Source organism: Micromonospora craterilacus, from assembly GCF_003236315.1.
GTDB lineage: Bacteria > Actinomycetota > Actinomycetes > Mycobacteriales > Micromonosporaceae > Micromonospora > Micromonospora craterilacus.
Genome location: NZ_POTY01000109.1, coordinates 1 through 21,895 on the forward strand (window position 1 = coordinate 1; position 21,895 = coordinate 21,895).

Annotated in this window: 20 protein-coding genes and 1 pseudogene; 10 read left to right on the forward strand and 11 right to left on the reverse strand. The window is 73.9% G+C overall.

What is annotated here, in order from left to right:
• Positions 1-327, reverse strand: a pseudogene (locus C1I95_RS18065) (hypothetical protein); the annotation flags it as partial.
• 171 nt (positions 328-498) lie between these two features.
• Between C1I95_RS18065 and C1I95_RS18070 the strand changes: the two are divergent.
• Genes C1I95_RS18070 through hutH form a run of 6 tightly spaced genes read left to right on the forward strand, consistent with a single transcriptional unit; the run spans position 499 to position 8,320 of the window.
• Positions 499-1,347: a MurR/RpiR family transcriptional regulator gene (locus C1I95_RS18070; RefSeq protein ID WP_111214990.1), complete on the forward strand. Its 849-nt coding sequence runs from the start codon at positions 499-501 to the stop codon at positions 1,345-1,347.
• Positions 1,348-1,359: 12 nt separating this feature from the next.
• The gene (hutU, locus tag C1I95_RS18075; protein ID WP_111214991.1) at positions 1,360-3,006 is read left to right on the forward strand and encodes a urocanate hydratase; all 1,647 of its coding nucleotides are present in this window, start codon (positions 1,360-1,362) and stop codon (positions 3,004-3,006) included.
• 11 nt (positions 3,007-3,017) lie between these two features.
• On the forward strand, positions 3,018-4,232 hold the full coding sequence (locus C1I95_RS18080) for an allantoate amidohydrolase (protein ID WP_111214992.1): 1,215 nt from the start codon (positions 3,018-3,020) through the stop codon (positions 4,230-4,232).
• The gene (locus C1I95_RS18085; protein ID WP_111214993.1) at positions 4,229-5,590 is read left to right on the forward strand and encodes a formimidoylglutamate deiminase; all 1,362 of its coding nucleotides are present in this window, start codon (positions 4,229-4,231) and stop codon (positions 5,588-5,590) included. The genes C1I95_RS18080 and C1I95_RS18085 overlap by 4 nt, the downstream gene beginning before the upstream one ends.
• A complete protein-coding gene (gene hutI, locus C1I95_RS18090) occupies positions 5,583-6,788 on the forward strand; it encodes an imidazolonepropionase (protein ID WP_111214994.1) in 1,206 nt (401 codons plus the stop codon). The genes C1I95_RS18085 and hutI overlap by 8 nt, the downstream gene beginning before the upstream one ends.
• Positions 6,785-8,320, forward strand: a complete 1,536-nt coding sequence (gene hutH / locus C1I95_RS18095; RefSeq protein ID WP_111214995.1) for a histidine ammonia-lyase — start codon at positions 6,785-6,787, stop codon at positions 8,318-8,320. The genes hutI and hutH overlap by 4 nt, the downstream gene beginning before the upstream one ends.
• Here the strand turns inward: hutH and rdgB are convergent.
• The 10 genes from rdgB to C1I95_RS18145 form a co-directional block, all read right to left on the reverse strand.
• A complete protein-coding gene (rdgB, locus tag C1I95_RS18100; RefSeq protein ID WP_111214996.1) occupies positions 8,317-8,934 on the reverse strand; it encodes an RdgB/HAM1 family non-canonical purine NTP pyrophosphatase in 618 nt (205 codons plus the stop codon). The genes hutH and rdgB overlap by 4 nt on opposite strands.
• Complete coding sequence (gene rph, locus C1I95_RS18105) at positions 8,931-9,659, reverse strand: ribonuclease PH (protein ID WP_111214997.1); 729 nt, start codon at positions 9,657-9,659, stop codon at positions 8,931-8,933. The genes rdgB and rph overlap by 4 nt, the downstream gene beginning before the upstream one ends.
• A 144-nt stretch (positions 9,660-9,803) precedes the next feature.
• Entirely contained in the window at positions 9,804-10,310 is a 507-nt protein-coding gene (locus C1I95_RS18110) for a glycosyltransferase (protein ID WP_233513728.1), read from the reverse strand.
• Positions 10,311-10,383: 73 nt separating this feature from the next.
• On the reverse strand, positions 10,384-11,130 hold the full coding sequence (locus C1I95_RS18115; protein ID WP_111214998.1) for an MBL fold metallo-hydrolase: 747 nt from the start codon (positions 11,128-11,130) through the stop codon (positions 10,384-10,386).
• A 267-nt stretch (positions 11,131-11,397) separates the two neighbouring features.
• Positions 11,398-12,363, reverse strand: coding sequence for a PLP-dependent cysteine synthase family protein (locus C1I95_RS18120; RefSeq protein ID WP_111214999.1), 966 nt, complete (start codon positions 12,361-12,363; stop codon positions 11,398-11,400).
• Positions 12,364-12,373: 10 nt separating this feature from the next.
• A complete protein-coding gene (locus C1I95_RS18125) occupies positions 12,374-12,784 on the reverse strand; it encodes a MoaD/ThiS family protein (RefSeq protein WP_111215007.1) in 411 nt (136 codons plus the stop codon).
• 62 nt (positions 12,785-12,846) lie between these two features.
• Positions 12,847-13,335 carry a M67 family metallopeptidase gene (locus C1I95_RS18130; RefSeq protein WP_111215000.1) on the reverse strand — a complete coding sequence of 163 codons (489 nt, stop codon included), beginning with the start codon at positions 13,333-13,335 and terminating at the stop codon, positions 12,847-12,849.
• A 54-nt stretch (positions 13,336-13,389) separates the two neighbouring features.
• Entirely contained in the window at positions 13,390-13,884 is a 495-nt protein-coding gene (locus tag C1I95_RS18135; protein WP_199523802.1) for a DUF2017 domain-containing protein, read from the reverse strand.
• 2 nt (positions 13,885-13,886) lie between these two features.
• Complete coding sequence (gene clpS / locus C1I95_RS18140) at positions 13,887-14,177, reverse strand: ATP-dependent Clp protease adapter ClpS (protein WP_111215002.1); 291 nt, start codon at positions 14,175-14,177, stop codon at positions 13,887-13,889.
• Positions 14,178-14,334: 157 nt separating this feature from the next.
• The gene (locus C1I95_RS18145) at positions 14,335-15,768 is read right to left on the reverse strand and encodes a P-loop NTPase family protein (protein WP_233513729.1); all 1,434 of its coding nucleotides are present in this window, start codon (positions 15,766-15,768) and stop codon (positions 14,335-14,337) included.
• A gap of 287 nt (positions 15,769-16,055) precedes the next feature.
• Here C1I95_RS18145 and C1I95_RS18150 point away from each other — a divergent pair, with 287 nt between their 5' ends.
• The 4 genes from C1I95_RS18150 to C1I95_RS18165 form a co-directional block, all read left to right on the forward strand.
• Positions 16,056-18,734, forward strand: coding sequence for a LuxR C-terminal-related transcriptional regulator (locus tag C1I95_RS18150; protein ID WP_111215004.1), 2,679 nt, complete (start codon positions 16,056-16,058; stop codon positions 18,732-18,734).
• A 15-nt stretch (positions 18,735-18,749) separates the two neighbouring features.
• Entirely contained in the window at positions 18,750-20,036 is a 1,287-nt protein-coding gene (locus C1I95_RS18155; protein WP_111215005.1) for a nicotinate phosphoribosyltransferase, read from the forward strand.
• A gap of 14 nt (positions 20,037-20,050) precedes the next feature.
• Positions 20,051-20,632 carry an isochorismatase family protein gene (locus tag C1I95_RS18160; protein WP_111215006.1) on the forward strand — a complete coding sequence of 194 codons (582 nt, stop codon included), beginning with the start codon at positions 20,051-20,053 and terminating at the stop codon, positions 20,630-20,632.
• A gap of 71 nt (positions 20,633-20,703) precedes the next feature.
• A partial coding sequence (locus C1I95_RS18165; protein WP_111215008.1) for an MFS transporter occupies positions 20,704-21,895 on the forward strand: 1,192 nt, incomplete at its 3' end.

The following is a 21,895-nucleotide window of genomic DNA, read 5'->3' on the forward strand; positions in this document are numbered from 1 at the left end:
GATCGGCGGGGCCGCCGGCGGGGTGGGCGTGTACTCCACCCCGAGGGCCTGGAACAGCCTCTCCGCGCCGCGCCCGGCTTCCGCGGGGTACGCCACCCAGGGTGCGGCGGCCGAGAAGTCCGCGTAGGTGAAGGGCATGCCGCCCGCCTGGGCGAGATGATCGGCGATCTCGGCGAACGCCTCGCGCCAGCCCGGAGCGGCGGCCACCGTGGCGTCCAGGACGGCCACGGTGACGAAGCGGCCCTGCCCGTCGACGGCCGCCCATGCTTTACCGACCGGCGACCCGCCCAGGAGGTGGGTGTACCGGTAGGGGCCGTCCGGCTGCATGGCAACTCCTCTGCTCGACCGCCGTGCGGATCCTATCGAGCCGCCGCACGTTGTCCTGCCCGCCGGTCGCCTCCGTACCGTGGTCGGATCGAACCCGCAGCTCAGGTCGGGTCCACTGGGGAGGCGAGGGGACACTTGCCGGATGAAAGTTTTTATGCATAGAGTCACGGAGTGAATGACGGAGCTGCCATCGCGCCGACCGAACGGGTCGTCGGCCTGTTCGACGGGGTTCGACTCACCCCGACGCAGCGGCGCATCGCGCACTGCCTGGTGCAGCACGCCGCCGCCATCGGCTACCTCTCCGCCGCCGAGGTCGCCGAGCTGGCCGGGGTCAGCCAGCCGTCGGTCACCCGGTTCGCGGTAGCCCTGGGCCACGACGGCTACCCCGCGCTACGTCGCCGGCTGCGCGAGCTGACCGCCGCCGCACCCAGCCCGGCCACCGCCGGCAACGAACTCCAGCAGGCGGTACGCGCCGAGATCGGCAACCTGGACCGGCTGGCCGAGCAACTCGCCGACCGGGAACGGATCGCCAGCACCGGGCGGCTGCTGGCCGCCAGCCGGCCACTGCCGGTGCTCGGCCTGCGCGCCGCCGCGCCGCTCGCCGCGTACTTCGCCTATTTTGCCGCCAAGGTGCACCCCGACGTGCGGGTGCTCGACGACGGGGGCAGCCTGCTCACCGACCGCCTGGAGCAGGCCACCGAGGCCGGGGCGCGAGCGCTGCTGGCGTTCGTGCTGCCCCGCTATCCCCGAGAGACCTTGGACGCGCTGCGCGCGGCCCGCGACGCCGGGCTGACCGTGGTGGCGATCACCGACTCGCCGGTCAGCCCGGCGACCGAGCACGCCGACGTGGTGCTGCCCGCCGCGGTCGGCGCGCAGCTCGTGTTCGACCTGCACACCGCTCCGATGACCCTGGCCATGGTGCTGCTCCAGGCGATCTGTGACGCCGCCCCGGCCGAGACCCAGCGCCGGCTGGAGGCGTTCGAAGCCTCGGCCACCCGTCGACAGTTGTTCCTCGGTTAGGAGGAGACCCCGATGACCCACGTAGTACGTGCCGCACGCGGCATCGACCGCACCGCCCGCAACTGGCCGCAGGAGGCCGCCCTGCGGATGCTGATGAACAACCTCGACCCGGAGGTCGCCGAGCGCCCCGACGACCTGGTCGTCTACGGCGGCACCGGGAAGGCGGCCCGGGACTGGCCGTCGTACCACGCCCTGGTGCGGACGCTGACCGACCTGCGCGACGACGAGACCATGCTGGTGCAGTCAGGCCGCCCGGTCGGGGTGATGCGTACCCACGAGTGGGCGCCCCGGGTGCTGCTGGCCAACTCGAACCTGGTCGGCGACTGGGCGACCTGGCCGGAGTTCCGCCGCCTGGAGCAGCTCGGCCTGACCATGTACGGGCAGATGACCGCCGGGTCGTGGATCTACATCGGCACCCAGGGCATCCTCCAGGGCACGTACGAGACGTTCGCCGCGGTCGCCACCAAACGGTTCAACGGCACCCTGGCGGGCACGCTGACGCTGACCGGCGGATGCGGCGGGATGGGCGGGGCGCAGCCCCTCGCGGTCACCATGAACGGCGGCGCCTGCCTGATCGTGGACGTGGACCGCACCCGGCTGGCGCGCCGGGTGCACGACCGCTACCTGGACGAGATCGCCGACAGCCTGGACGACGCGGTCGAGCGGGTCCTCGCGGCGAAGCGGGACCGGCGGGCGTTGAGCGTCGGCGTGGTCGGCAACGCCGCCACGATCTTCCCGGAGCTGCTGCGCCGGGGCGTCGCCATCGACATCGTCACCGACCAGACCAGCGCGCACGACCCGCTGTCGTACCTGCCCGAGGGGATCGAGCTGGACGACGCCCGGGACTACGCGGCGGCCAAGCCGGCCGAGTTCACCGACCGGGCCCGGGCGTCGATGGCCAAGCACGTCGAGGCGATGGTCGGCTTCCTCGACGCCGGTGCGGAGGTCTTCGACTACGGCAACTCGATCCGGGGCGAGGCGAAGCTCGGCGGGTACGAGCGGGCGTTCGACTTCCCCGGCTTCGTGCCGGCGTACATCCGGCCGCTGTTCTGCGAGGGCAAGGGCCCGTTCCGGTGGGCGGCGCTCTCCGGCGACCCGGCCGACATCGCCGCCACCGACCGGGCGATCCTGGAGCTGTTCCCGGAGAACGAGTCGCTGGCGCGGTGGATCCGGCTGGCCGGCGAGCGGGTCGCCTTCCAGGGCCTGCCGGCGCGGATCTGCTGGCTGGGCTACGGCGAACGGGACAAGGCCGGCGTACGGTTCAACGAGATGGTCGCCTCCGGTGAACTGAGCGCGCCCGTGGTGATCGGCCGGGACCACCTGGACTGCGGCAGCGTGGCCAGCCCCTACCGGGAGACCGAGGCGATGGCCGACGGCTCCGACGCCATCGCCGACTGGCCGCTGCTCAACGCGCTGGTGAACACCGCCAGCGGGGCGTCCTGGGTCTCCATCCACCACGGCGGCGGGGTCGGCATCGGCCGGTCCATCCACGCCGGGCAGGTCTGCGTGGCCGACGGCACCGCCCTGGCCGGGCAGAAGATCGAGCGGGTGCTGACCAACGACCCGGCAATGGGCGTGATCCGGCACGTCGACGCCGGCTACGACGACGCCCGCGAGGTCGCCGCCCGCACCGACGTCCGCATCCCGATGGCGGAGTAAGGAAGGGCCCCTTGTTAACGAATACGGTAGAGGAAGGGTCCCTTCCTAACAGGTTCCGGAAGTTGTGGGACGAGATCGCGCCGATCGGGCGGGACCCCGGCAGCGGCGGCTACCTGAGGTACGCCCTCACCGAGCCCGAGCTGCGGCTGCGGGAGTGGTTCCGGGAGCAGGCCGACCTGCGCGACATGCCGGTCGTCGCCGACGGCAACGGCAACCTGTTCGCCTGGTGGGGTGACCCGGACGCCGGGGACGCGGTGCTGACCGGCAGCCACTTCGACTCGGTGCCGCACGGCGGGGCGTACGACGGGCCGCTGGGCATCGTCAGCGCCTGGCTCGCCGTGGACGAGCTGCGTGCGGCCGGCGTCACGCCGACCCGCCCGCTCGTCGTCGGCGCGTTCGTCGAGGAGGAGGGGGCCCGGTTCGGCGTACCGTGCCTGGGGTCTCGGCTGCTCACCGGGCAGATCGCCGCCGACCGGGCGGGCGGGCTGCGGGACGCGGCCGGGGTGAGCTTCGCCGAGGCGCTGGGTGACCGGCCGGCGGGCGCCGACCCGGCGTTGCTCGGCCGGCTCGCCGCCTTCGTGGAGCTGCACGTCGAGCAGGGCCGCGCGCTGGTCGACCAGGCCGCGCCGGTCGCGGTGGCCAGCGCGATCTGGCCGCACGGCCGCTGGCGCTTCGACTTCACCGGCGAGGGAAACCACGCCGGTACGACCCGGATGGTCGACCGCCGCGACCCCATGTTGACCTACGCGTTCACGGTGCTCGCGGCGAACAAGGAGGCGCGGCTGCGCGACGCCCACGCCACCGTGGGGCGGGTGGCGGTGGAGCCGAACGCGACCAACGCGATCCCGTCCCGGGTGACCGGGTGGCTGGACGCCCGGGCCGCCGAACCGGACACCCTGACCGGGCTGGTCGAGGCGGTGCGGGCCAAGGTGGCCGAGCGGGCCCGGCGGGACGGCACGGAGGTCACGCTGACCGAGGAGTCGGCGACGCCGCTGGTGTCGTTCGACGGCGGGCTGGCCGACCGGCTGGCCGGGCTGCTGGACGCCCCGGTGCTGCCCACCGGTGCCGGGCACGACGCGGGAGTGCTCGCGGCGCACGTACCCACCGCGATGCTCTTCGTCCGCAACCCGACCGGGGTGTCGCACTCGCCGGCCGAGTCGGCCACCGACGCCGACTGCGCCGCCGGGGTGACCGCCCTGGCCCGGGTGCTGGAGGAACTGACGTGACCTCGACCCGTTGGCTCGCCGAGTACGCCTGGCTGCCCGAGCACGCCGAGCCGACCCCGGACGTGCTGATCGAGACGGTCGGCGACCGGATCACCGCCGTCACGCCGCTGACCCCGGGCGGCCGGCCGGACGCCGGGGTCGAGGTGCTGGTCGACGCCATCCGGCTGCCAGGTCTGACCCTGCCGGGGCTGGCCAACGCCCACTCGCACGCCTTCCACCGGGCGCTGCGCGGGCGCACCCACGGCGGGCGCGGCGACTTCTGGACCTGGCGCGACCAGATGTACGCCGTCACCACCCGACTGGACCCGGATTCTTACCTGGCCCTGGCCCGGGCCGTGTACGCCGAGATGGCGCTGGCCGGGATCACCTGCGTGGGCGAGTTCCACTACCTGCACCACGGGCCGGGCGGCACCCCGTACGCCGACCCGAACGCGATGAGCGCGGCGCTGGTCGAGGCGGCGGCGCACGCCGGGATCCGGCTGACCCTGCTGGACACCTGCTACCTGACCGCCTCGGTGGACGGCCAGCCGCTGGCCGGGCCGCAGCAGCGCTTCGGCGACGGGGACGCGCTGCGCTGGGCGGAGCGGGTCTCCGCGTTCACCCCCGACGGCGAGCACGCCCGCCTCGGCGCGGCGATCCACTCCGTACGCGCGGTGCCGGCCGAGCAGCTCGCCACGGTGGCCGGCTGGGCGAACCGGCACGACGCGCCGCTGCACGTGCACCTGTCGGAGCAGCCCGCCGAGAACGACGCCTGCCGGGCGGTGCACGGCCGCACCCCGACCGGGCTGCTGGCCGACCACGGCGCGCTCGGCCCGGCCACCACGGCGGTGCACGCCACCCACCCGACCAGCGGCGACGTGGCCCTGCTCGGGGAGAGCCGGACCGGGGTCTGCCTCTGCCCGACCACCGAGCGGGACCTCGCCGACGGGATCGGTCCGGCCCGCCGGATGGCCGACGCCGGCATCCCGCTCAGCCTGGGCAGCGACAGCCACGCGGTGATCGACCCGTTCGAGGAGGCCCGGGCGGTGGAGCTGGACGAGCGGCTGCGTACCCGCCGGCGCGGCCACTTCGCGCCCGCAGAGCTGCTGACCGCGGCCAGCGTGGCCGGACACGCCGCGCTGGGCTGGGCCGACGCCGGCCGGCTCGCGGTCGGTGACCGCGCCGACCTGGTCACGGTGCGGCTGGACAGCGTACGCACCGCCGGGGTGGCTCCCGCGGGCGCGTGGTTCGCGGCGAGCGCGGCCGACGTCGTCCAGGTCGTGGTGGACGGCCGGGTGCTGGTCCGCGACGGGCGCCACCTGACCGTCGACGTACCGCAGGAACTGGCCACGGCGATCGCGGAGGTGACCCATGTCTAGCCTCGTGGTGGACAACATCGGTGAACTGGTCACCAACGAGGCCGGCTCGGGCGAGGGCGGGCCGCTGGGCATCCGCCGGCGGGTCGCGCTGCTCGTCGAGGACGGCGAGGTGGCCTGGATCGGGCCGGCCGTCGACGCGCCGGCCGCCGACCGGCGGATCGACGCCGGCGGCGCGGCGGTGCTGCCCGGTTTCGTGGACAGCCACGCGCACCTGGTCTTCGCCGGGGACCGGGCGGCGGAGTTCGCGGCCCGGATGGCCGGGCAGCCGTACACCGGTGGGGGCATCCGGACCACCGTCGGCGCGACCCGCACCGCCTCCGACAGCGAGTTGCGCGCCACCGTGCGCCGGCTGCACGCCGAGGCGCTGCGGCAGGGCACCACCACGATCGAGATCAAGAGTGGGTACGGCCTCACCGTCGCCGACGAGGCCCGCTCGCTGCGGATCGCCGCCGAGGTGAGCGAGGAGACCACCTTCCTGGGCGCGCACGTGGTGCCGGCCGAGTACGCCGACCGTCCCGACGAGTACGTCGGGCTGGTCTGCGGGCCGATGCTGGCCGCCGCAGCGCCGCACGCCCGGTGGATCGACGTGTTCTGCGAGCGGGGCGCCTTCGACGCCGACCACACCCGGGCGATCCTGACCTGCGGGCAGGCCGTCGGCCTGGGTGTGCGGGTGCACGCCAACCAGCTCGGGCCGGGCCCCGGGGTGCAGCTCGGGGTGGAGCTGGGTGCCGCCAGCGTGGACCACTGCACCCACCTGACCGACGCCGACGTCGACGCGCTGGCGTCGACCCGGGTCGACGGCATGTGCGCCGAGGGCGGCCACACCGCGACCGTGGCCACCCTGCTGCCCGGGGCCGAGTTCTCCACCCGGTCGCCCTATCCCGACGCCCGCCGGTTGCTCGACGCCGGGGTCACCGTGGCGCTGGCCACCGACTGCAACCCCGGCTCGTCGTACACCTCGTCGATGCCGTTCTGCATCGCGCTGGCCGTCCGCGAGATGCGGATGACGCCGGCGGAGGCGGTCTGGGCCGCGACCGCCGGTGGCGCACGGGCCCTGCGCCGCGACGACATCGGGGTGCTGCGAACCGGCGCCCGGGCCGACCTGATCATCCTCGACGCCCCGTCCCACCTGCACCTGGCCTACCGGCCCGGGGTGCCCCTGATCCGCCACGTTCTGCACAACGGAGTACCGCAATGACCGTGACCATCCAGCCCACCGGGGTCTCCCCCGCCGACGTGCTCGCCGTGGCCCGCGGCACCGCCAAGGTCGTCCTCGACCCGGCCACCGTCGACGCGATGGCGACCAGCCGGTCCATCGTGGACGGCATCGAGGCCGCCGGCCGCCCCGTGTACGGCGTCTCCACCGGCTTCGGTGCCCTCGCCAACACCTTCGTCGCCCCCGAACGGCGGGCCGAGCTGCAGCACGCGCTGATCCGCTCGCACGCCGCCGGGGTGGGCGCGCCGATGCCGCGGGAGGTGGTGCGGGCGATGATGCTGCTCCGGGTCCGCTCGCTGGCCCTGGGCCGCTCCGGGGTACGCCCGCTGGTCGCCGAGGCGCTGGTGGACCTGCTCAACCACGACGTCACCCCGTGGGTGCCGGAACACGGGTCGCTGGGCGCCTCCGGTGACCTGGCGCCGCTGGCGCACTGCGCGCTGGTGCTGCTCGGCGAGGGCTGGGTGCTCGGCGCGGACGGCGAGCGGGTGCCCGCCACCGACGCGTTGCGGCGGGCCGGCCTCACCCCGATCGAGCTGGCCGCCAAGGAGGGGCTGGCGCTGATCAACGGCACCGACGGCATGCTCGGCATGCTGCTGCTGGCGATCCACGACGCGGCACACCTGTTCACCATGGCCGACGTGACCGCGGCGCTGGCGATCGAGGCGATGCTCGGCTCGGAGCGACCGTTCCTGCCGGAGTTGCACGCCATCCGCCCGCACCCCGGGCAGGGCGCCTCGGCCGCGAACATCCTCCGGCTGCTGCAGAACTCGGCGGTGATGGACTCGCACCGTGACGACCTGGCCCACGCGGTGCAGGACGCGTACTCGATGCGCTGCGCACCGCAGGTGGCCGGCGCGGCCCGGGACACCCTTGACTTCGTCGACACGGTCGCCGGCCGGGAGTTGCTCTCGGTGGTGGACAACCCGGTGGTGCTGCCCGACGGCCGGGTCGAGTCGACCGGGAACTTCCACGGCGCGCCGTTGGGCTTCGCCGCCGACTTCCTGGCCATCGCCGCCGCCGAGGTGGGCGCGATCGCCGAGCGTCGGGTGGACCGGTTGCTCGACGTCACCCGCTCCCGGGACCTGCCGGCGTTCCTCTCCCCCGACGCGGGGGTCAACTCCGGGCTGATGATCGCCCAGTACACGGCCGCCGGCATCGTCGCGGAGAACCGCCGGCTGGCCGCGCCCGCCTCGGTGGACTCGCTGCCCACCAGCGGCATGCAGGAGGATCACGTCTCGATGGGCTGGGCGGCGGCAAAGAAGCTGCGCACCGTCCTGGACAACCTGACCAGCCTGCTCGCCGTCGAGCTGCTCGCCGCCGTACGCGGACTCCAGCTGCGGGCGCCGCTGACGCCGTCGCCGGCCGGCCGGGCAGCGATCGCGGCGCTGGCCGGCGTCGCCGGCGAGCCCGGCCCGGACGTGTTCCTCGCCCCGGTGATGGAGGCGGCCCGCGCGGTGGTGGGCGGGCCGGAGCTGCGCGCGGCGATCGAGCGGGAGGTGGGTCCGCTCGCCTAGACGGCGGGCGGGAGCACCTTGGCGACCAGCCCGGCCAACTCGCGCAGCGCCTTGCCGCGGTGGCTGACGGCGTCCTTCTCGGCGGGGGTCAGCTCCGCGTTGGTGCGGTCCTGGCCGTCGCCGAGGAAGATCGGGTCGTAGCCGAAGCCGCCGTCGCCGCGCGGGGCGCGCAGCAGCCGGCCCGCCTGCCGGCCGTCGACGAGGTGCTCCTTGCCGCCGGGCAGCACCAGCGCCACGGTGCAGACGAAGGAGGCGGCCCGGTGCTCGTCCGGTACGTCGCCGATCTGGTCGAGCACCAGTTGGAGGTTGGCGTGGTCGTCGCCGTGCTGACCGGACCACCGGGCGCTGAACACGCCCGGCATCCCGTTGAGCGCGTCGACGGCCAGCCCGGAGTCGTCGGCGATCGTCGGCAGGCCGGTGCGCCGGCAGCCCTCCCGCGCCTTGATCAGCGCGTTCTCACCGAAGGTGAGCCCGGTCTCCGGCAGCTCCGGGTACGCCTCGACGTCGTCCAGCCCGATCAGGGCGATCCGGTGCGCGCCGAGCGCGCCGTCCAGGATGCGCTGCAGCTCGATGAGCTTCTTCCGGTTCCGGGTGGCGAGCAGCACCTTGTTCATGAGGAGAGAGCCTTTCGCTGGGCCTCGGCAAGTTCCACGCAGCCCGCGACGGCCAGGTCGAGCAGGGCGTCCAGCTGCTTCCGGGCGAACACGCCGGCCTCGCCGGTGCCCTGCACCTCGACGAAGTCGCCGGTGCCGGTGCAGACCACGTTCATGTCGACCTCGGCGGCCACGTCCTCGGTGTAGCACAGGTCCAGGCGCGGCTCACCGTCGATCACGCCGACGCTGACCGCGGCCACCGACCGGTGCATCACCTTCTCCGGCGTACCGGACAGGGCCTTGCGGCCGGCGAGCCAGGTCACCGCGTCGTGCAGCGCCACGTACGCGCCGGTGATCGCCGCCGTCCGGGTGCCGCCGTCGGCCTGCAGGACGTCGCAGTCGAGCACGATCGAGTTCTCGCCGAGCGCCTTGAGGTCGATCGCGGCGCGCAGGCTCCGGCCGATCAGCCGGGAGATCTCGTGGGTACGCCCGCCGACCCGGCCCTTGACGCTCTCCCGGTCGGAGCGGGTGTTGGTGGCCCGGGGCAGCATCGCGTACTCGGCGGTGACCCAGCCCAGCCCGGAGCCCCGCCGCCAGCGGGGCACGCCCTCGGTGACGCTCGCGGTGCAGAGCACCCGGGTCGCGCCGAACTCCACCAGCACCGAGCCCTCCGGGTGGGTGCTCCAGCCGCGGGTCAGGGTCACCGGTCGGAGTTGGTCGGGCCGCCGCCCGTCAGGTCGCGCCATGCCCTGCACCCTATGTGGTGCCCTGATCGGACCGTCCCGCGGTGTCCCCGACCGGCAACGGCAACCGACCGACCGGCCGGCTCGGCAGACCCGCGCCGGCCGCCAAGCCAGGCCGGCCGCTGCCGGCGACGGCCCGACGCCGGTTCAGCCGAGTGGGACGACCGGCTGAGCGGCGTGCGCGTGCAGGAATCCGGCCACCGAGGCGGACCAGCGGAACTGCTCCGCCCGGTCCCGAGCGGCCCGGCGCCGGTCCTGCTCCGGCCGGGCCAGCACCCGGCCCACCGCCTCGGCGAACGACGCCGGCGAGCCGTACGCGGCGACACCGGCCGGGCCGACCACCTCCGGCAGCGCGCTGGCCGCGTTGACCACCACCGGGGTGCCGCAGGCCAGGGCCTCCAGGCCGGCCAGGCCGAAGGTCTCCACCGGGCCGGGGGCGAGGACCACGTCGGCGCTGGCCATCAGCGCCGCGAGGCGGTTCCGGTCGGGCAGGAAACCGGTGAAGGTGACCGGTAGGCCGGCGGCCCGCCGGGCCAGCGCGACCCGGCGCGGCCCATCGCCGCGGGCGACGAGGTGCTCGGCGGCCCGCACGACCGAGTGTGCGACACCGTTGACGTCCGGTGGGAACGACTCGGTCACGATGGCGATCCGCATGCCCCCACCGTGCTGGTCACAGCGAAGATTCAGGAAACGCCCGGCTGACCGGCCGGCGAACAGTACCGGCTGGTCAGATGTCGTAGCTGGCGCCGGGGCGGACCACTTCCAGCGGGCCGGCGTACGCGGCGGAGGCGGCGGCGACGGTGTGCGCCTCGCTGCCCCAGGCGGCCACCAGGTGGGTCAGCAGCAGCCGCCCGACATTGGACTTGGCCGCCGCCTCGCCGGCCTCCCGACCGGTGAGGTGAAGGTCCGGCGGGTTGTCGACGCCGTCGAGGTAGCTGGCTTCGCAGAGGAAGGCGTCGGCGTTGTGGGCCAGGCGCAGCAGTGCCTCGCAGGGGGCGGTGTCCGAGGAGTAGCAGAGTGCGCGGCCGTCGTGCTCCAGCCGGACGCCGTAGGTCTCCACCGGATGCAGCACCCGGTCGACGGTGACGCTGAACGGGCCGATCGGGAAGGTGCCGGGTTGCAGCGCGTAGAACTGGTAGACGTCCTCGACCGTGCTGTCCTCCTGCCCGTACGCGGCGGCCAGCCGGTCCGGGGCTCCGGCGGGGGCGTAGACCGGCAACGGCGGGTACGGGCCGTCCGGGGCGTACCGCCGGACCACCACGTACGACGCGGCGTCGAGGATGTGGTCGCAGTGCAGGTGGGTCAGCAGGATGGCGTCCGGGGCGTGCAGCCCCGCGTAGCGCTGGAGGGTGGACAGCGAGCCCGGGCCGAAGTCGACCAGGAGCCGGAAGTCGTCGGCCTCGACCAGATATGCCGAGCAGGGGGACTCGGGTCCGGGGAAGCTGCCCGCACAGCCCAGGACGGTCAGTCGCATCGAGTTGTCTCGCTGTCACGGTAGGTAGTAATCGTGCCGGCCGCCGCTCCGGCGGTGATCACTACCGACGCGTACGCCACGCTGCGCAGCCTACGCCCGCCTGCGCAGAGGCAAGAATGATCTGCTGGAAGTTGTCATCAACGTGACACCCGTTTCGGCCGTCCGATCGACTCAGGGTTGCCGGAGTGGCCGGTCCGGGCGGACCGACGCGACGAGGGCCACCGGCGACGTGCCGATGGCCCTGCTGATGTCGATCGCGACGTTGGGTCAGGCCCAGAGCTGACCCTCCAGGGCGTCCTCCGCGTCGGCGAGGGTGCCGCCGTACGCCCCGGTGCTGAGGTACTTCCAGCCGCCGTCGCTGACCACGAACGCCACGTCGGCGCGACGGCCGTCGCGTACCGCCTCGTGCGCCACGGCGAGCGCCGCGTGCAGGACCGCGCCGGTGGAGAAGCCGACGAAGAGGCCCTCCACCTCCACCAGCTGCCGGGTACGCAGCACCGCGTCGCGGGTGCCCACGGAGAACCGCCGGTTGAGCACGGTCGCGTCGTACAGCTCCGGGACGTATCCCTCGTCGATGTTGCGCAGGCCGTAGACCAGCTCGCCGTACCGCGGCTCGGCGGCGATGATCTGGATGCCCTCGACCTTCTCGCGCAGGTAGCGCCCGGTGCCCATGAGGGTGCCGGTGGTGCCCAGCCCGGCCACGAAGTGGGTGATCGTCGGCAGGTCGTGCAGCAGCTCGGGGCCAGTCGTCTCGTAGTGCGCCCGAGCGTTCGCCTCGTTGCCGTACTGGAACAGCATCACCCAGTCCGGGTGCTCGGTGGCGATCTGCTTGGCGGTGGCGACCGCCTGGTTGGAGCCGCCGGCCGCCGGCGAGAAGATGATCTCCGCGCCGTACATCCGGAGCAGTTGCACCCGCTCGGTGGAGACGTTCTCCGGCATCACGCAGACCAGGCGGTAGCCGCGCAGCTTGGCCACCATGGCCAGGGAGATGCCGGTGTTGCCGCTGGTCGGCTCCAGGATCGTGTCGCCCGGCCGGAGTCGGCCGGCCGCCTCGGCGGCCCGGACCATGAACAGGGCGGCCCGGTCCTTGATGCTGCCGGTCGGGTTGCGGTCCTCCAGCTTCGCCCACAGCCGCACCGGCGGCGCCCCGTCGGGCACCGTCGGCGACAGTCGGGGCAGCCCCACCAGCGGGGTCCCGCCGCAGGCGTCCAGCAGGCTTTCGTACCGCGCCATCGCGGCCGCCTCAGCTCGCGGCGACGGGCGCCCGGCGCCCGGCGGGCGCGGCGTGCTGCGCGATCGCCGCGGCGGCGCTGTGCTGGGCGATCGCCGCGGCGGCGGCGCTGTGCTGCGCGATCGCCGCGGCGGCGGCGAAGCCGAACGCGCCGCCGGCCACGGCGGGCAGGATGGTGACGCTGTCGCCGTCGGACAGCTTGGCGTCCAGCGCGCCGAGGAAGCGAACGTCCTCGTCGTTGACGTAGACGTTGACGAAGCGGTGCAGCGCGCCGGCCTCGGTGACCAGCCGCCCGCGCAGCCCGGCGTGCCGGGAGTCCAGGTCGGTGAGCAGGTCGTCCAGGGTGTCGCCGCCGCCCTCGACGACCTTCGCGCCGCCGGTGTAGCTGCGCAGGATGGTGGGGATGCGAACCTCGATGGCCATGGTGTCGTACTCCTCGATCGGGTGTGCTCGGTGACGGGAAAGGGTGTGCGGGGCTGAGAAGGTCAGCGACCCGAACACTCGTAGTCGACCGTCGCCGGGCTCTGCCCGAACATGTAGGACTGCACGGCGTGCGGATCCACCCCGGCGTCGAGGATCCGGACCGGCTCCTCGGTCACCACCCCGTCCACGATGCGGAAGGAGCGGATCTCCTCCGTGTCGGGCTCGCGGGTGGAGACGAGCAGGTAGTGCGCTCCCGGCTCACCGGCGAAGGAGACATCCGTACGCGACGGGTAGGCCTCGGTGGCGGTGTGCGAGTGGTAGATGACGACGGGCTCCTCGTCCCGGTCCTCCATCTCACGCCACACCCGCAGCTGCTCCATCGAGTCGAACTCGTAGAAGGTCATCGAGCGGGCGGCGTTCTCCATCGGGATGTGCCGGGTCGGGGCGTCGCTGCCGACGGGACCGGCGACCACACCACAGGCCTCGTCGGGGTGATCCCGCCGGGCGTGGGCGACGATCGCGTCAACGATCGACCGGTCGATGCTCAGCACGCCGCCAAGCCTAGCGCCCAGCGACGGCCAACCGCGAGGCGGCGCCGGTCACACTCAGTCGATCAAGGCGTTGAGCAGGGATTCCTGGAGATAGCCCAGATAGGCGTAGACCGAAAGCTGGAACACCCGGCTGGAGGTCGGGTCCTCGGCGACCGCGTCGTCGAGCTCCACACCCAGATCCGTCCCGTCCTTGATCTCCAGCCGTACGCCCATCGCCAGCCGGGCGTCGTTGAGCGCCCGCAGCCACGCCTCGGCGGCCTCGGCGTCCAGCCGTACGTCCCCGCCGCCGTCGCCGGGCAGCGCGGCCAGGATCGCGCCAGCCTGGTCGATCTTGGCGGTCTTCAGGTCGCCCTCGGTGTACCGGCGGAACTCCGCGGTGCCCGGCGCATCGTCCGGGTAGACCTCGGGGAAAAGCCGGCAGACCACCGGGTCGGAGTGGTCGAATCCGTCGGTGAGCAGGCCGACCACCTCGGAGGCGACCTTGCGGAGCACGCGCACCTCGTCGACGGCGAAGCTGGCGACGTACCGGTCGCCCCGGCGGCGGAACATGCTCACGACCGGTCCACCGTCGCCCAGAGGCCGTACGCGTGCAGCTGCGAAGCGTCGTGCTCCATCCGTTCCCGGGCGCCGCTGGACACCACGGCCTTGCCCTTGTGGTGCACGTCCAGCATGAGCTGCTCGGCCTTCTCCCGGCTGTACCCGAAGAGCTTCTGGAACACCCAGGTCACGTAGGTCATCAGGTTGACCGGGTCATCCCACACGATCGTCACCCACGGCCGGTCGGGAGCCGGCACCTCATCGGTGTCCGGGGTCTCGACCGGTGCAACCTGCGGAGCCGCCATGCCCCCCATCGTGCCACCGGTTGAGCGGAACCGAGGAACCGGAACGCCGGACCGGCCCGGATCGCCACCCACGGCCGCGCCGTGCGCCGGCCCGGCCCGGCCCGAGGCACGTGGGAACGCCCCGACGGCGGTGCCGGCGGGGCGGACGGTCGGACCGTCAGGCGAGCAGGTTGCCGTGTTCGGCAGCATCGGACAGCACCGTGCCAAGCGAGAGGCGGAGCACCTCGAACCGGCGGGAGACCTCCCGGGAGAGTTCCAGTTCGATCTCCCGCAGCGCCCGCTGGGCCCAGGCCCGGGCGTCGTTCGGGTCGTCGTTGCCGGGGGTACGCCAGTGCTGCCAGCAGCCGCCGGACAGCGCCACCGCGACGGGTGGGAGCACCTCCGTACGGGCCGGCGCGGGGTACGCGGACAGAGCGTCGATCGCCGCGGCGCCGGTCAGCCCCGTCACGCCCGCGCCGCTGGTGACGAGCATCGCCCGCTCCAGCTCCTGCCCGGTGGTGTGGTCGGTCATCCCCCAGCGAATTGCCTGGTTGATGCGTCGGCGGACCCCCTCCGCCAGGGGCACGCCGAAGAGCCGCCCGGCGGCGTCGTCGACGAGTTCGCGGACGGCGTGGTCGCACTGCGCGGTGGCCAGCAGCGACAGTGCCTCCAACTCGCGGTCGAGCAGTTGGGGCAGGCCGGCGCAGCCGACGCCGAAGAGGATCTCCTGCACCAGGCGCAGGTGCAGGTTGGCCAGCTCCAGCGCCAGATGCTGGCGGATGCGCCGGGCGGCGGACCGGGTCTGCCGATCGAGCCGCTCGGACCACTCGCCCGGCTCGGCCAGCACCGGCACCCGGCCGTACGCGCCGGGCACCTCCGGCGGGTCGAGGCTCGACCGGCGCAGCTCCTCCTCGGAGGCCCAGGCGACCAGCGCCCGGGTCAGGTCGGCCACCCGCCCGTCGAGGATCGGGAACCAGCGGGCGTCGGCGAGTCCCGGCACGGCGGCGAGCAGCGCGGCCCGGTATGCCTCGACGGTGACCGCGACCGGATCCACCGCCGGGCCGCCGGGCTCCCCCGAACCCTGCGTTGCCGCCGTGCCCTCGGGAACCGCCGCCCACCCGCCGGCGCCCGGCGTGACCGCGAAGAAGACCCGGACCGGAGCCCGGGCGACCTCGGCCAGCAGATTCAGCTCCGGTGCGCTGAAGGACTGGTCCGCCGCGATCACGAACAGCAGCGCGCCGGCCCGGCCCAGCGCGTCGAGCAGCACTCCGGTGCCGGCCGGCCCCAGTGACCCGGTGTCCGGCGTGTCGACCAGGGGGAAGCGCTTCAGCAACTGCTGGGCCAGGCTCAGCTCGACCCGGCGCGGCGGCCGGGCCAGCGCCGGCCCGACGGCCGGCAACTCCGGGCGGTACGAGTGCGGCAGCCGGTAGCCGGGCACGTAGGCGGCCCGGGTGGATTCCACGGAGTGGCGTACCACCAGCCAACTGCCGGCCGGCACGGCGAGCATCGCGGCGTCGAGTTCCAGCAGTGCGGCGAGCACGCCGGCCCGGCCGGCGCCGGCGGGGCCGGCGGCGATCACCGCGTGCGGCTCGCGCGGGTCGTCGACGGTCACGCCAAGCCGATCCGGGAAGGGGCCGGGACGGGGCGGCCCGGTCGAGTCGTCGGACGTGCCAAGGTCATAGAGCGGGCCCGGCATCATCAGGCGGCGGCCTCCGAGGCAGGGCGGCCGGCATGGCCGGTCGCGGCGAACATCCGGTGACGGCACCCGGATTCCGGAAGAGTACGGGCGCCAGCGTCGGGAACGGGACAATTCAGGTACTCAGCGGTAACTCTGCGATTACTCAACTTCACCCGCTCGGGCTACCGGTCGAGACATAGTTCCATCGATATGCTGCGCAAATGGCTCGGTGGAGATTCGTGGGCAGGACGGCAGAGCTCGACCGCCTGCAGGTGGCGGTGACCGGTGCCGAGGGGCGGGGCATCTTCTTCACCGGCAGTGCGGGCATCGGCAAGAGTCGGCTGCTCCGCCAGGGCGTGGACGCGCTACCCGGCGACGAGTACGCGGTCTGGTGGATCGCGGCCAGCGCCACCACCGCGGCGATGCCGTTCGGCGGTCTGGTGCAGGTGCTCCCCGTCGAGCAGCCGCAGGGTCTGTCCCCGGCGGGCATCCTGCGCTGGGCCGTCGAGGTGTTGCAGCAGCAGGCCGCCGGCCGGCGGATCGTGCTCGCCGTCGACGACGCGCACCTGCTGGACCCGCCGTCGGCCGCGTTGGTGCATCTCCTCGCCCGTGCCGAGAACGCCACCGTGGTGGGCACCCTGCGCGACGGCGAGCAGATCCCGCTGCCGATCCGGGCACTGTGGACGGACGGCCTGGTCGAGCACGCCGAGCTGAGCCCACTGACCCAGACCGAGACCGCCGGGCTGCTCGCCGCCATCCTGGACGGCCCGGTCGACGGCGGCTCGGCGGACCGGCTGGGCCGGCTCAGCGCCGGCAACCCGCTGCTGCTGCGCGAGCTGGTGCACGCCGTGCAGGGCAGCGAGGAGCTCGCCGAGCGGTACGGCATCTGGACCTGGACCGGGCGCTTGGAGCTGGCCCCCAGCCTGACCGAGCTGATCGACATCCGGATCGGCCAGCTCAGCCCGGGGGTGCGCGCCGTGGTCGAGCTGGTCGCCTTCGGCGAGCCACTGGGCCTGCGGCTACTCACCAAGGCCGTGGAACAGGCCGACGTGGAGACCGCCGAGGAGCGCGGGCTGGTCACGATGGTCAAGTCCGACCGGCGGCTCGACGTCCGGCTGGCCCACCCGCTCTACGGCGAGGTGGTGCGCCGGGACTGCCCGGTCAGCCGGACCCGGCGGTTGCAGGCGCACCTGGCCGAACTGCTGGAGGGGGTCGGCAGCCGGCGACGGGAGGACCTGCTACGGGTGGCGGTGTGGCGCCTGGACTCCGGCACCGCACAGGATCCGTCGATGCTGGTCGCCGCGGCCGGGCAGGCGTTCGCGCGCTACGACGTACCGCTGGCGACCCGGCTGGCCCGCGCGGCGCTCGACGCCGGCGGCGGGTTCGACGCGGCCGAACTGCTGGCCACCATCCTGATGTTCGCCGACCGGCCAGCCGAGGCGCTCGGCGTGCTCGACGCGGTCGCCACCGACACCGGCGACGAGGCCCGGCTCAGCCGGTGGCTGACGGCCCGCGGCATGGTCAGCTACTGGGGGCTGAGCCAGGAGTCCACGGTGACCGAGATCGCCCGCCGCGGCACCGAGTTGACCGACCTCGCCGCCCAGGCCCGGATCCGCGCCTTCGAGGCGATCATGCGCCTGCACCGGCTGGACGCCCCGGCCGCGCTGCGGCTCGCCCAGGGCGTGCTCGACCGGCCGGCGGCCAGCGTCGCCGCCCGCGAGCTGGCCCGCTGCACCATCGCTCATCTCCACGCCGTGCAGGGACAGCTGCGCCGCAGCGCCACGGCGGTGGACCTCGTACAGGCGAAGGCGGCCGGCTGGCGAGCCGACATGCCGTACCTGCAACTGGCCGTGGAACTGGCCCGAGGCACCCGGCTGGCCCTCTCCGGCGACCTGACCGGCATCGACACCCTGGTCGCCGACGAGTTCGCCGACCTGGCCGACGCGGGCGACTTCCGGCTCGGCACCGGCTACCTGGCGATCCTGCGGGCGTACGCGGCCCGACTGCGCGGGCGCAGCGACGCGGCGCTGCAGGCGGCGCTCGGCGCCTGCGCGGTCCTGGCGACCAGCCAGGTCTACGCCGGGCTGGCCCAGGCCGAACGGGCCCAGGCCGCCGCGCTACGCGGCGACGCCCGGCAGGCGGCCGAGGCGATGGCCGAGGCCGACCGCCTCCACGCGCCGAGCATGGCGGTGCTGTACCCGTGGCTGGAGCAGGCCCGGGCGGCGGCGCTCGCCGCCGGTGGCGACCTAACCGGCGCGGTGGCGCAGCTGCACGGGCTGGTCGACCGGCTACGCGCCGACGGCTTCGCCGGGCACGAGACGCTGGCACTGCACGACCTGGTGCGGCTGGGCGAGGCCGCCGCGTCGACCGGACCGACCTGCTCCGACGGCAGCCGCCGCACCGTTGCCCAGCGGTTGGCGGAGCTGTCCGAACAGGTCGACGGGGAACTGCCTCCGCTGCTGGCCCGGCACGCCCGGGCGGCGGCCGACGGGTCGCCCGCGCAGCTACTCGCGGTCGCCGACGGCTTCACCGACCTGGGGTTGGCGCTGCCGGCCGCGGAGGCCGCGGCCGGCGCGGTGCAGCTGCTGCGGCAACGCCGCTCGCCGGAGGTCACCGGGGCCAGCGAGCGGCTCGCCGTACTGCTCGGCTGCTGTGACATGGTGCACACTCCGACCCTGCGGGCGGCCACGCCGGCGCTCACCGGTCGGGAGTGGCAGGTGGCCCGGCTCGCGGCCGACGGCGAGACCAGTCGGGCCATCGCCGAGCAGCTCTTCCTGTCCGCCCGGACCGTCGAGAACCACCTGCAGCGGATCTACAGCAAGCTCGGCGTGACCGGCCGGGCGGAGCTGAAGGCGGCGCTGCGATCGATCCCGGGCCACGACGGCACCTCGGCGAACTGACTCTAGGCTGAAGGTGTGCACACCCTTCGTCCCGCGCTGCTCACCGATCACTACGAGCTGACCATGGTCAGTGCCGCCCTGCGGGACGGCACGGCGGACCGCCGCTGTGTGTTCGAAGCCTTCACCCGACGGCTGCCCGCCGGCCGCCGCTACGGCGTGGTCGCCGGTACCGCCCGACTGGTCGACCTGATCCGCGAGTTCCGCTTCGACCCGGCCGACATCGACTTCCTGCGCCGCACCGGGGTGGTCGACGAGCCGGGCGCCGCCTGGCTGGCCGACTACCGGTTCACCGGCGACATCGACGGGTACGCCGAGGGTGAACTGTTCTTCCCCGGCTCGCCGATCCTGACCGTCTCCGGCAGCTTCGCCGAGTGCGTGGTGCTGGAGACGCTGGTGCTGTCGGTGCTCAACCACGACTGCGCGGTGGCCGCCGCCGCGGCGCGGATGGTGACCGCGGCCCGGGGCCGGGCGCTGATCGAAATGGGGGCACGGCGGGCGCACGAGGAGGCGGCGGTCGCCGCGGCGCGGGCGGCGTACCTGGCTGGCTTCCGGTTCACCTCCAACCTCGCCGCCGGCCAGCGGTACGGCATCCCCACCGCGGGCACCGCCGCGCACGCGTTCACGCTGCTGCACGACGACGAGCGGGCCGCGTTCGCCTCGCAGGTCGCCACGCTGGGCAAGGACACCACGCTGCTGGTCGACACGTACGACATCAGCCAGGGCATCCGCACCGCGATCGAGGTGGCCGGGCCCGAACTGCGGGCGGTCCGGATCGACTCCGGCGACCTGGCCGTGATCGCCCAGCAGTCCCGGCAACTGCTGGACTCGCTCGGCGCCACCGAAACGAAGATCATCGTCTCCGGCGACCTCGACGAGTACAGCATCGCGGCGCTCGCCGCCGAGCCGGTGGACATGTACGGCGCGGGCACCGCCGTGGTCACCGGCTCCGGAGCGCCCACCGCCGGCCTGGTCTACAAGTTGGTCGAGGTCGACGGACGCCCGGTGGTCAAGCGGTCCGAACAGAAGGCCACCATCGGCGGTCGCAAGGTCGCCGTCCGCCGGCACAAGCCCACCGGCACCGCCACCGAGGAGATCATCGTCCCGCAGGGCGTGCCGGACCGGCGCCCCAACGACCGGCTGCTGCAACAGTCGTACGTCGTGGACGGCGAGCCGGTGGCGCTGCCGACGCTGGACGAGTCGCGGGAGCACCTGCGCCAGTGCCTGATCTCCATCCCGTGGGAGGGCCTCAAGCTCTCCTCGGGCGACCCGGCCATCCCGGTCACCGTGGTACCCGCCGAGTGAGAGGAGGGCGGTCGGTGCGCAACGCGCTGATCATCGTGGACGTGCAGAAGGACTTCTGCGAGGGCGGATCGCTGGCCGTGGCGGGCGGGGCCGGCGTCGCCGCCGGGATCTCCCGGCTGCTGGCCGCCGAGCCGGACCGCTGGGACCACGTGGTGGCGACGAAGGATTACCACGTCGACCCCGGCCTGCACTTCGGCGACCCGCCGGACTTCGTGAGCACCTGGCCCCGGCACTGCGTGGTCGGCACCCCGGGCTCGGACTTCCACCCGGAACTGGCCACCGACCGGATCGAAGCGATCTTCCACAAGGGCGAGTACGCGGCCGCGTACTCCGGGTTCGAGGGGCACGCCGAGGGCGGCGAGGTGCTGGCCGACTGGCTGCGCCAGCGGGGCGTGGATCGGGTCGACGTGGTCGGCATCGCCACCGACCACTGCGTCCGGGCCACCGCCCTGGACGCCGCCCGGGAGGGCTTCGCCACCACCGTGCTGCTGGACCTGACCGCCGCCGTCGCCCCGGACACCACCGACGTCGCGCTGCGCGCGTTCGAGGGAGCCGGGATCACCATGCACGGCGCTCCTGTGATCAGGGCCGCATGATCCGGTAATTCGTTGGCGAGTGTCGTACCTGCCGTCGAGGATGTCCGGCGGAGGTACGGACCGACGTGAACATGAAGCCTTACCGGGAGGCACTTGCCCTGCCCGGCTTGCGGTCGTTGCTGCTGGTGTCGGTGCTGGCGCGCATCCCGCTGACCGCGACCGGCGTCACGCTGACGTTCTACGTCGTCCAGGATCTCGGCCGCGGTTACGGGGCGGCGGGGCTGGTCGGTGCGGCCATCACCGTCGGCGCGGCGATCGGCGGGCCACTGCTCGGCCGGCTGGTGGATCGCCGCGGCCTGCGGCCCGTCCTGGTCCTGACCGCCGTGGCCGAGGCGATCTTCTGGTCCACCGCGCCGATGCTGTCGTACGCGGTGCTGCTGCCGGCCGCGTTCCTGGCCGGCTCGCTGGCGCTGCCGATCTTCTCGGTGATCCGACAGTCCATCGCCGCGCTGGTGCCGGCGGAGCAGCGCCGGCCGGCGTACGCGCTGGACTCGATGTCGGTCGAGCTGTCGTTCATGATCGGTCCCGCCCTGGCCACGGTCGGCGTCACCACCATCTCCGCCCGCCTCACGCTCTACCTGGTCGGGGCCGGCATCGTCGCCGCCGGAGTGGTGCTCTGGCTGCTCAACCCGCCGGTGCGCAGCGCCAGCGAGGCGGCGACCGGCCCACAGCCCAGAATCGCCCGCCGACAGTGGCTCACCTCACGGATGGTCGCCGTGTTCGCGGTGAGCACCGCGGCCACCCTGGTGCTCGGCGGCACCGACGTGGCGGTGATCGCGATGCTGCGGGAGAACGGCGACGCCGGCTTCACCGGCGCGGTGCTCTCCGTGTGGGCGGTGGCCTCGCTGGTGGGCGGCTTCGCGTACGGCGCGGTCCGCCGCTCCTTCTCCCCAGTCGCGCTGATGGGCGTGTTGAGCCTGTGCACCATCCCGGTCGGGCTGGGCGGCGGTCACTGGTGGCTGCTCTGCCTGGCCCTGATCCCCGCCGGGGCGCTGTGCGCGCCGACCATCGCGGCCACCTCCGACACGGTCAGCCGGCTGGCCCCGGCCGGCGTACGCGGCGAGGCGATGGGTCTGCACGGCTCCGCGGTCACCGTCGGCATCGCCGTCGGCGCCCCACTGGCCGGCGCGGTCATCGACGCCTCGGCGCCGCTGTGGGGCTTCGCGGTCACCGGCGCGATCGGCGCGCTGGTCGCCCTCGCGGTGCTGCCGATCGAGCTGCGCCACCGCCGCGCCGACCGAACGCCCACCACCACCCCAACCA

Coding starts and splice junctions, on each gene's coding strand:
- hutU (WP_111214991.1), top strand. CDS start 1,360: ATGACCCACGTAGTACGTGCCGCACGCGGCATCGACCGCACCGCCCGC.
- hutI (WP_111214994.1), top strand. CDS start 5,583: ATGTCTAGCCTCGTGGTGGACAACATCGGTGAACTGGTCACCAACGAG.
- hutH (WP_111214995.1), top strand. CDS start 6,785: ATGACCGTGACCATCCAGCCCACCGGGGTCTCCCCCGCCGACGTGCTC.
- rdgB (WP_111214996.1), bottom strand. CDS start 8,934: ATGAACAAGGTGCTGCTCGCCACCCGGAACCGGAAGAAGCTCATCGAG.
- rph (WP_111214997.1), bottom strand. CDS start 9,659: ATGGCGCGACCTGACGGGCGGCGGCCCGACCAACTCCGACCGGTGACC.
- C1I95_RS18110 (WP_233513728.1), bottom strand. CDS start 10,310: ATGCGGATCGCCATCGTGACCGAGTCGTTCCCACCGGACGTCAACGGT.
- C1I95_RS18115 (WP_111214998.1), bottom strand. CDS start 11,130: ATGCGACTGACCGTCCTGGGCTGTGCGGGCAGCTTCCCCGGACCCGAG.
- C1I95_RS18120 (WP_111214999.1), bottom strand. CDS start 12,363: ATGGCGCGGTACGAAAGCCTGCTGGACGCCTGCGGCGGGACCCCGCTG.
- C1I95_RS18125 (WP_111215007.1), bottom strand. CDS start 12,784: ATGGCCATCGAGGTTCGCATCCCCACCATCCTGCGCAGCTACACCGGC.
- C1I95_RS18135 (WP_199523802.1), bottom strand. CDS start 13,884: ATGTTCCGCCGCCGGGGCGACCGGTACGTCGCCAGCTTCGCCGTCGAC.
- clpS (WP_111215002.1), bottom strand. CDS start 14,177: ATGGCGGCTCCGCAGGTTGCACCGGTCGAGACCCCGGACACCGATGAG.
- C1I95_RS18150 (WP_111215004.1), top strand. CDS start 16,056: ATGGCTCGGTGGAGATTCGTGGGCAGGACGGCAGAGCTCGACCGCCTG.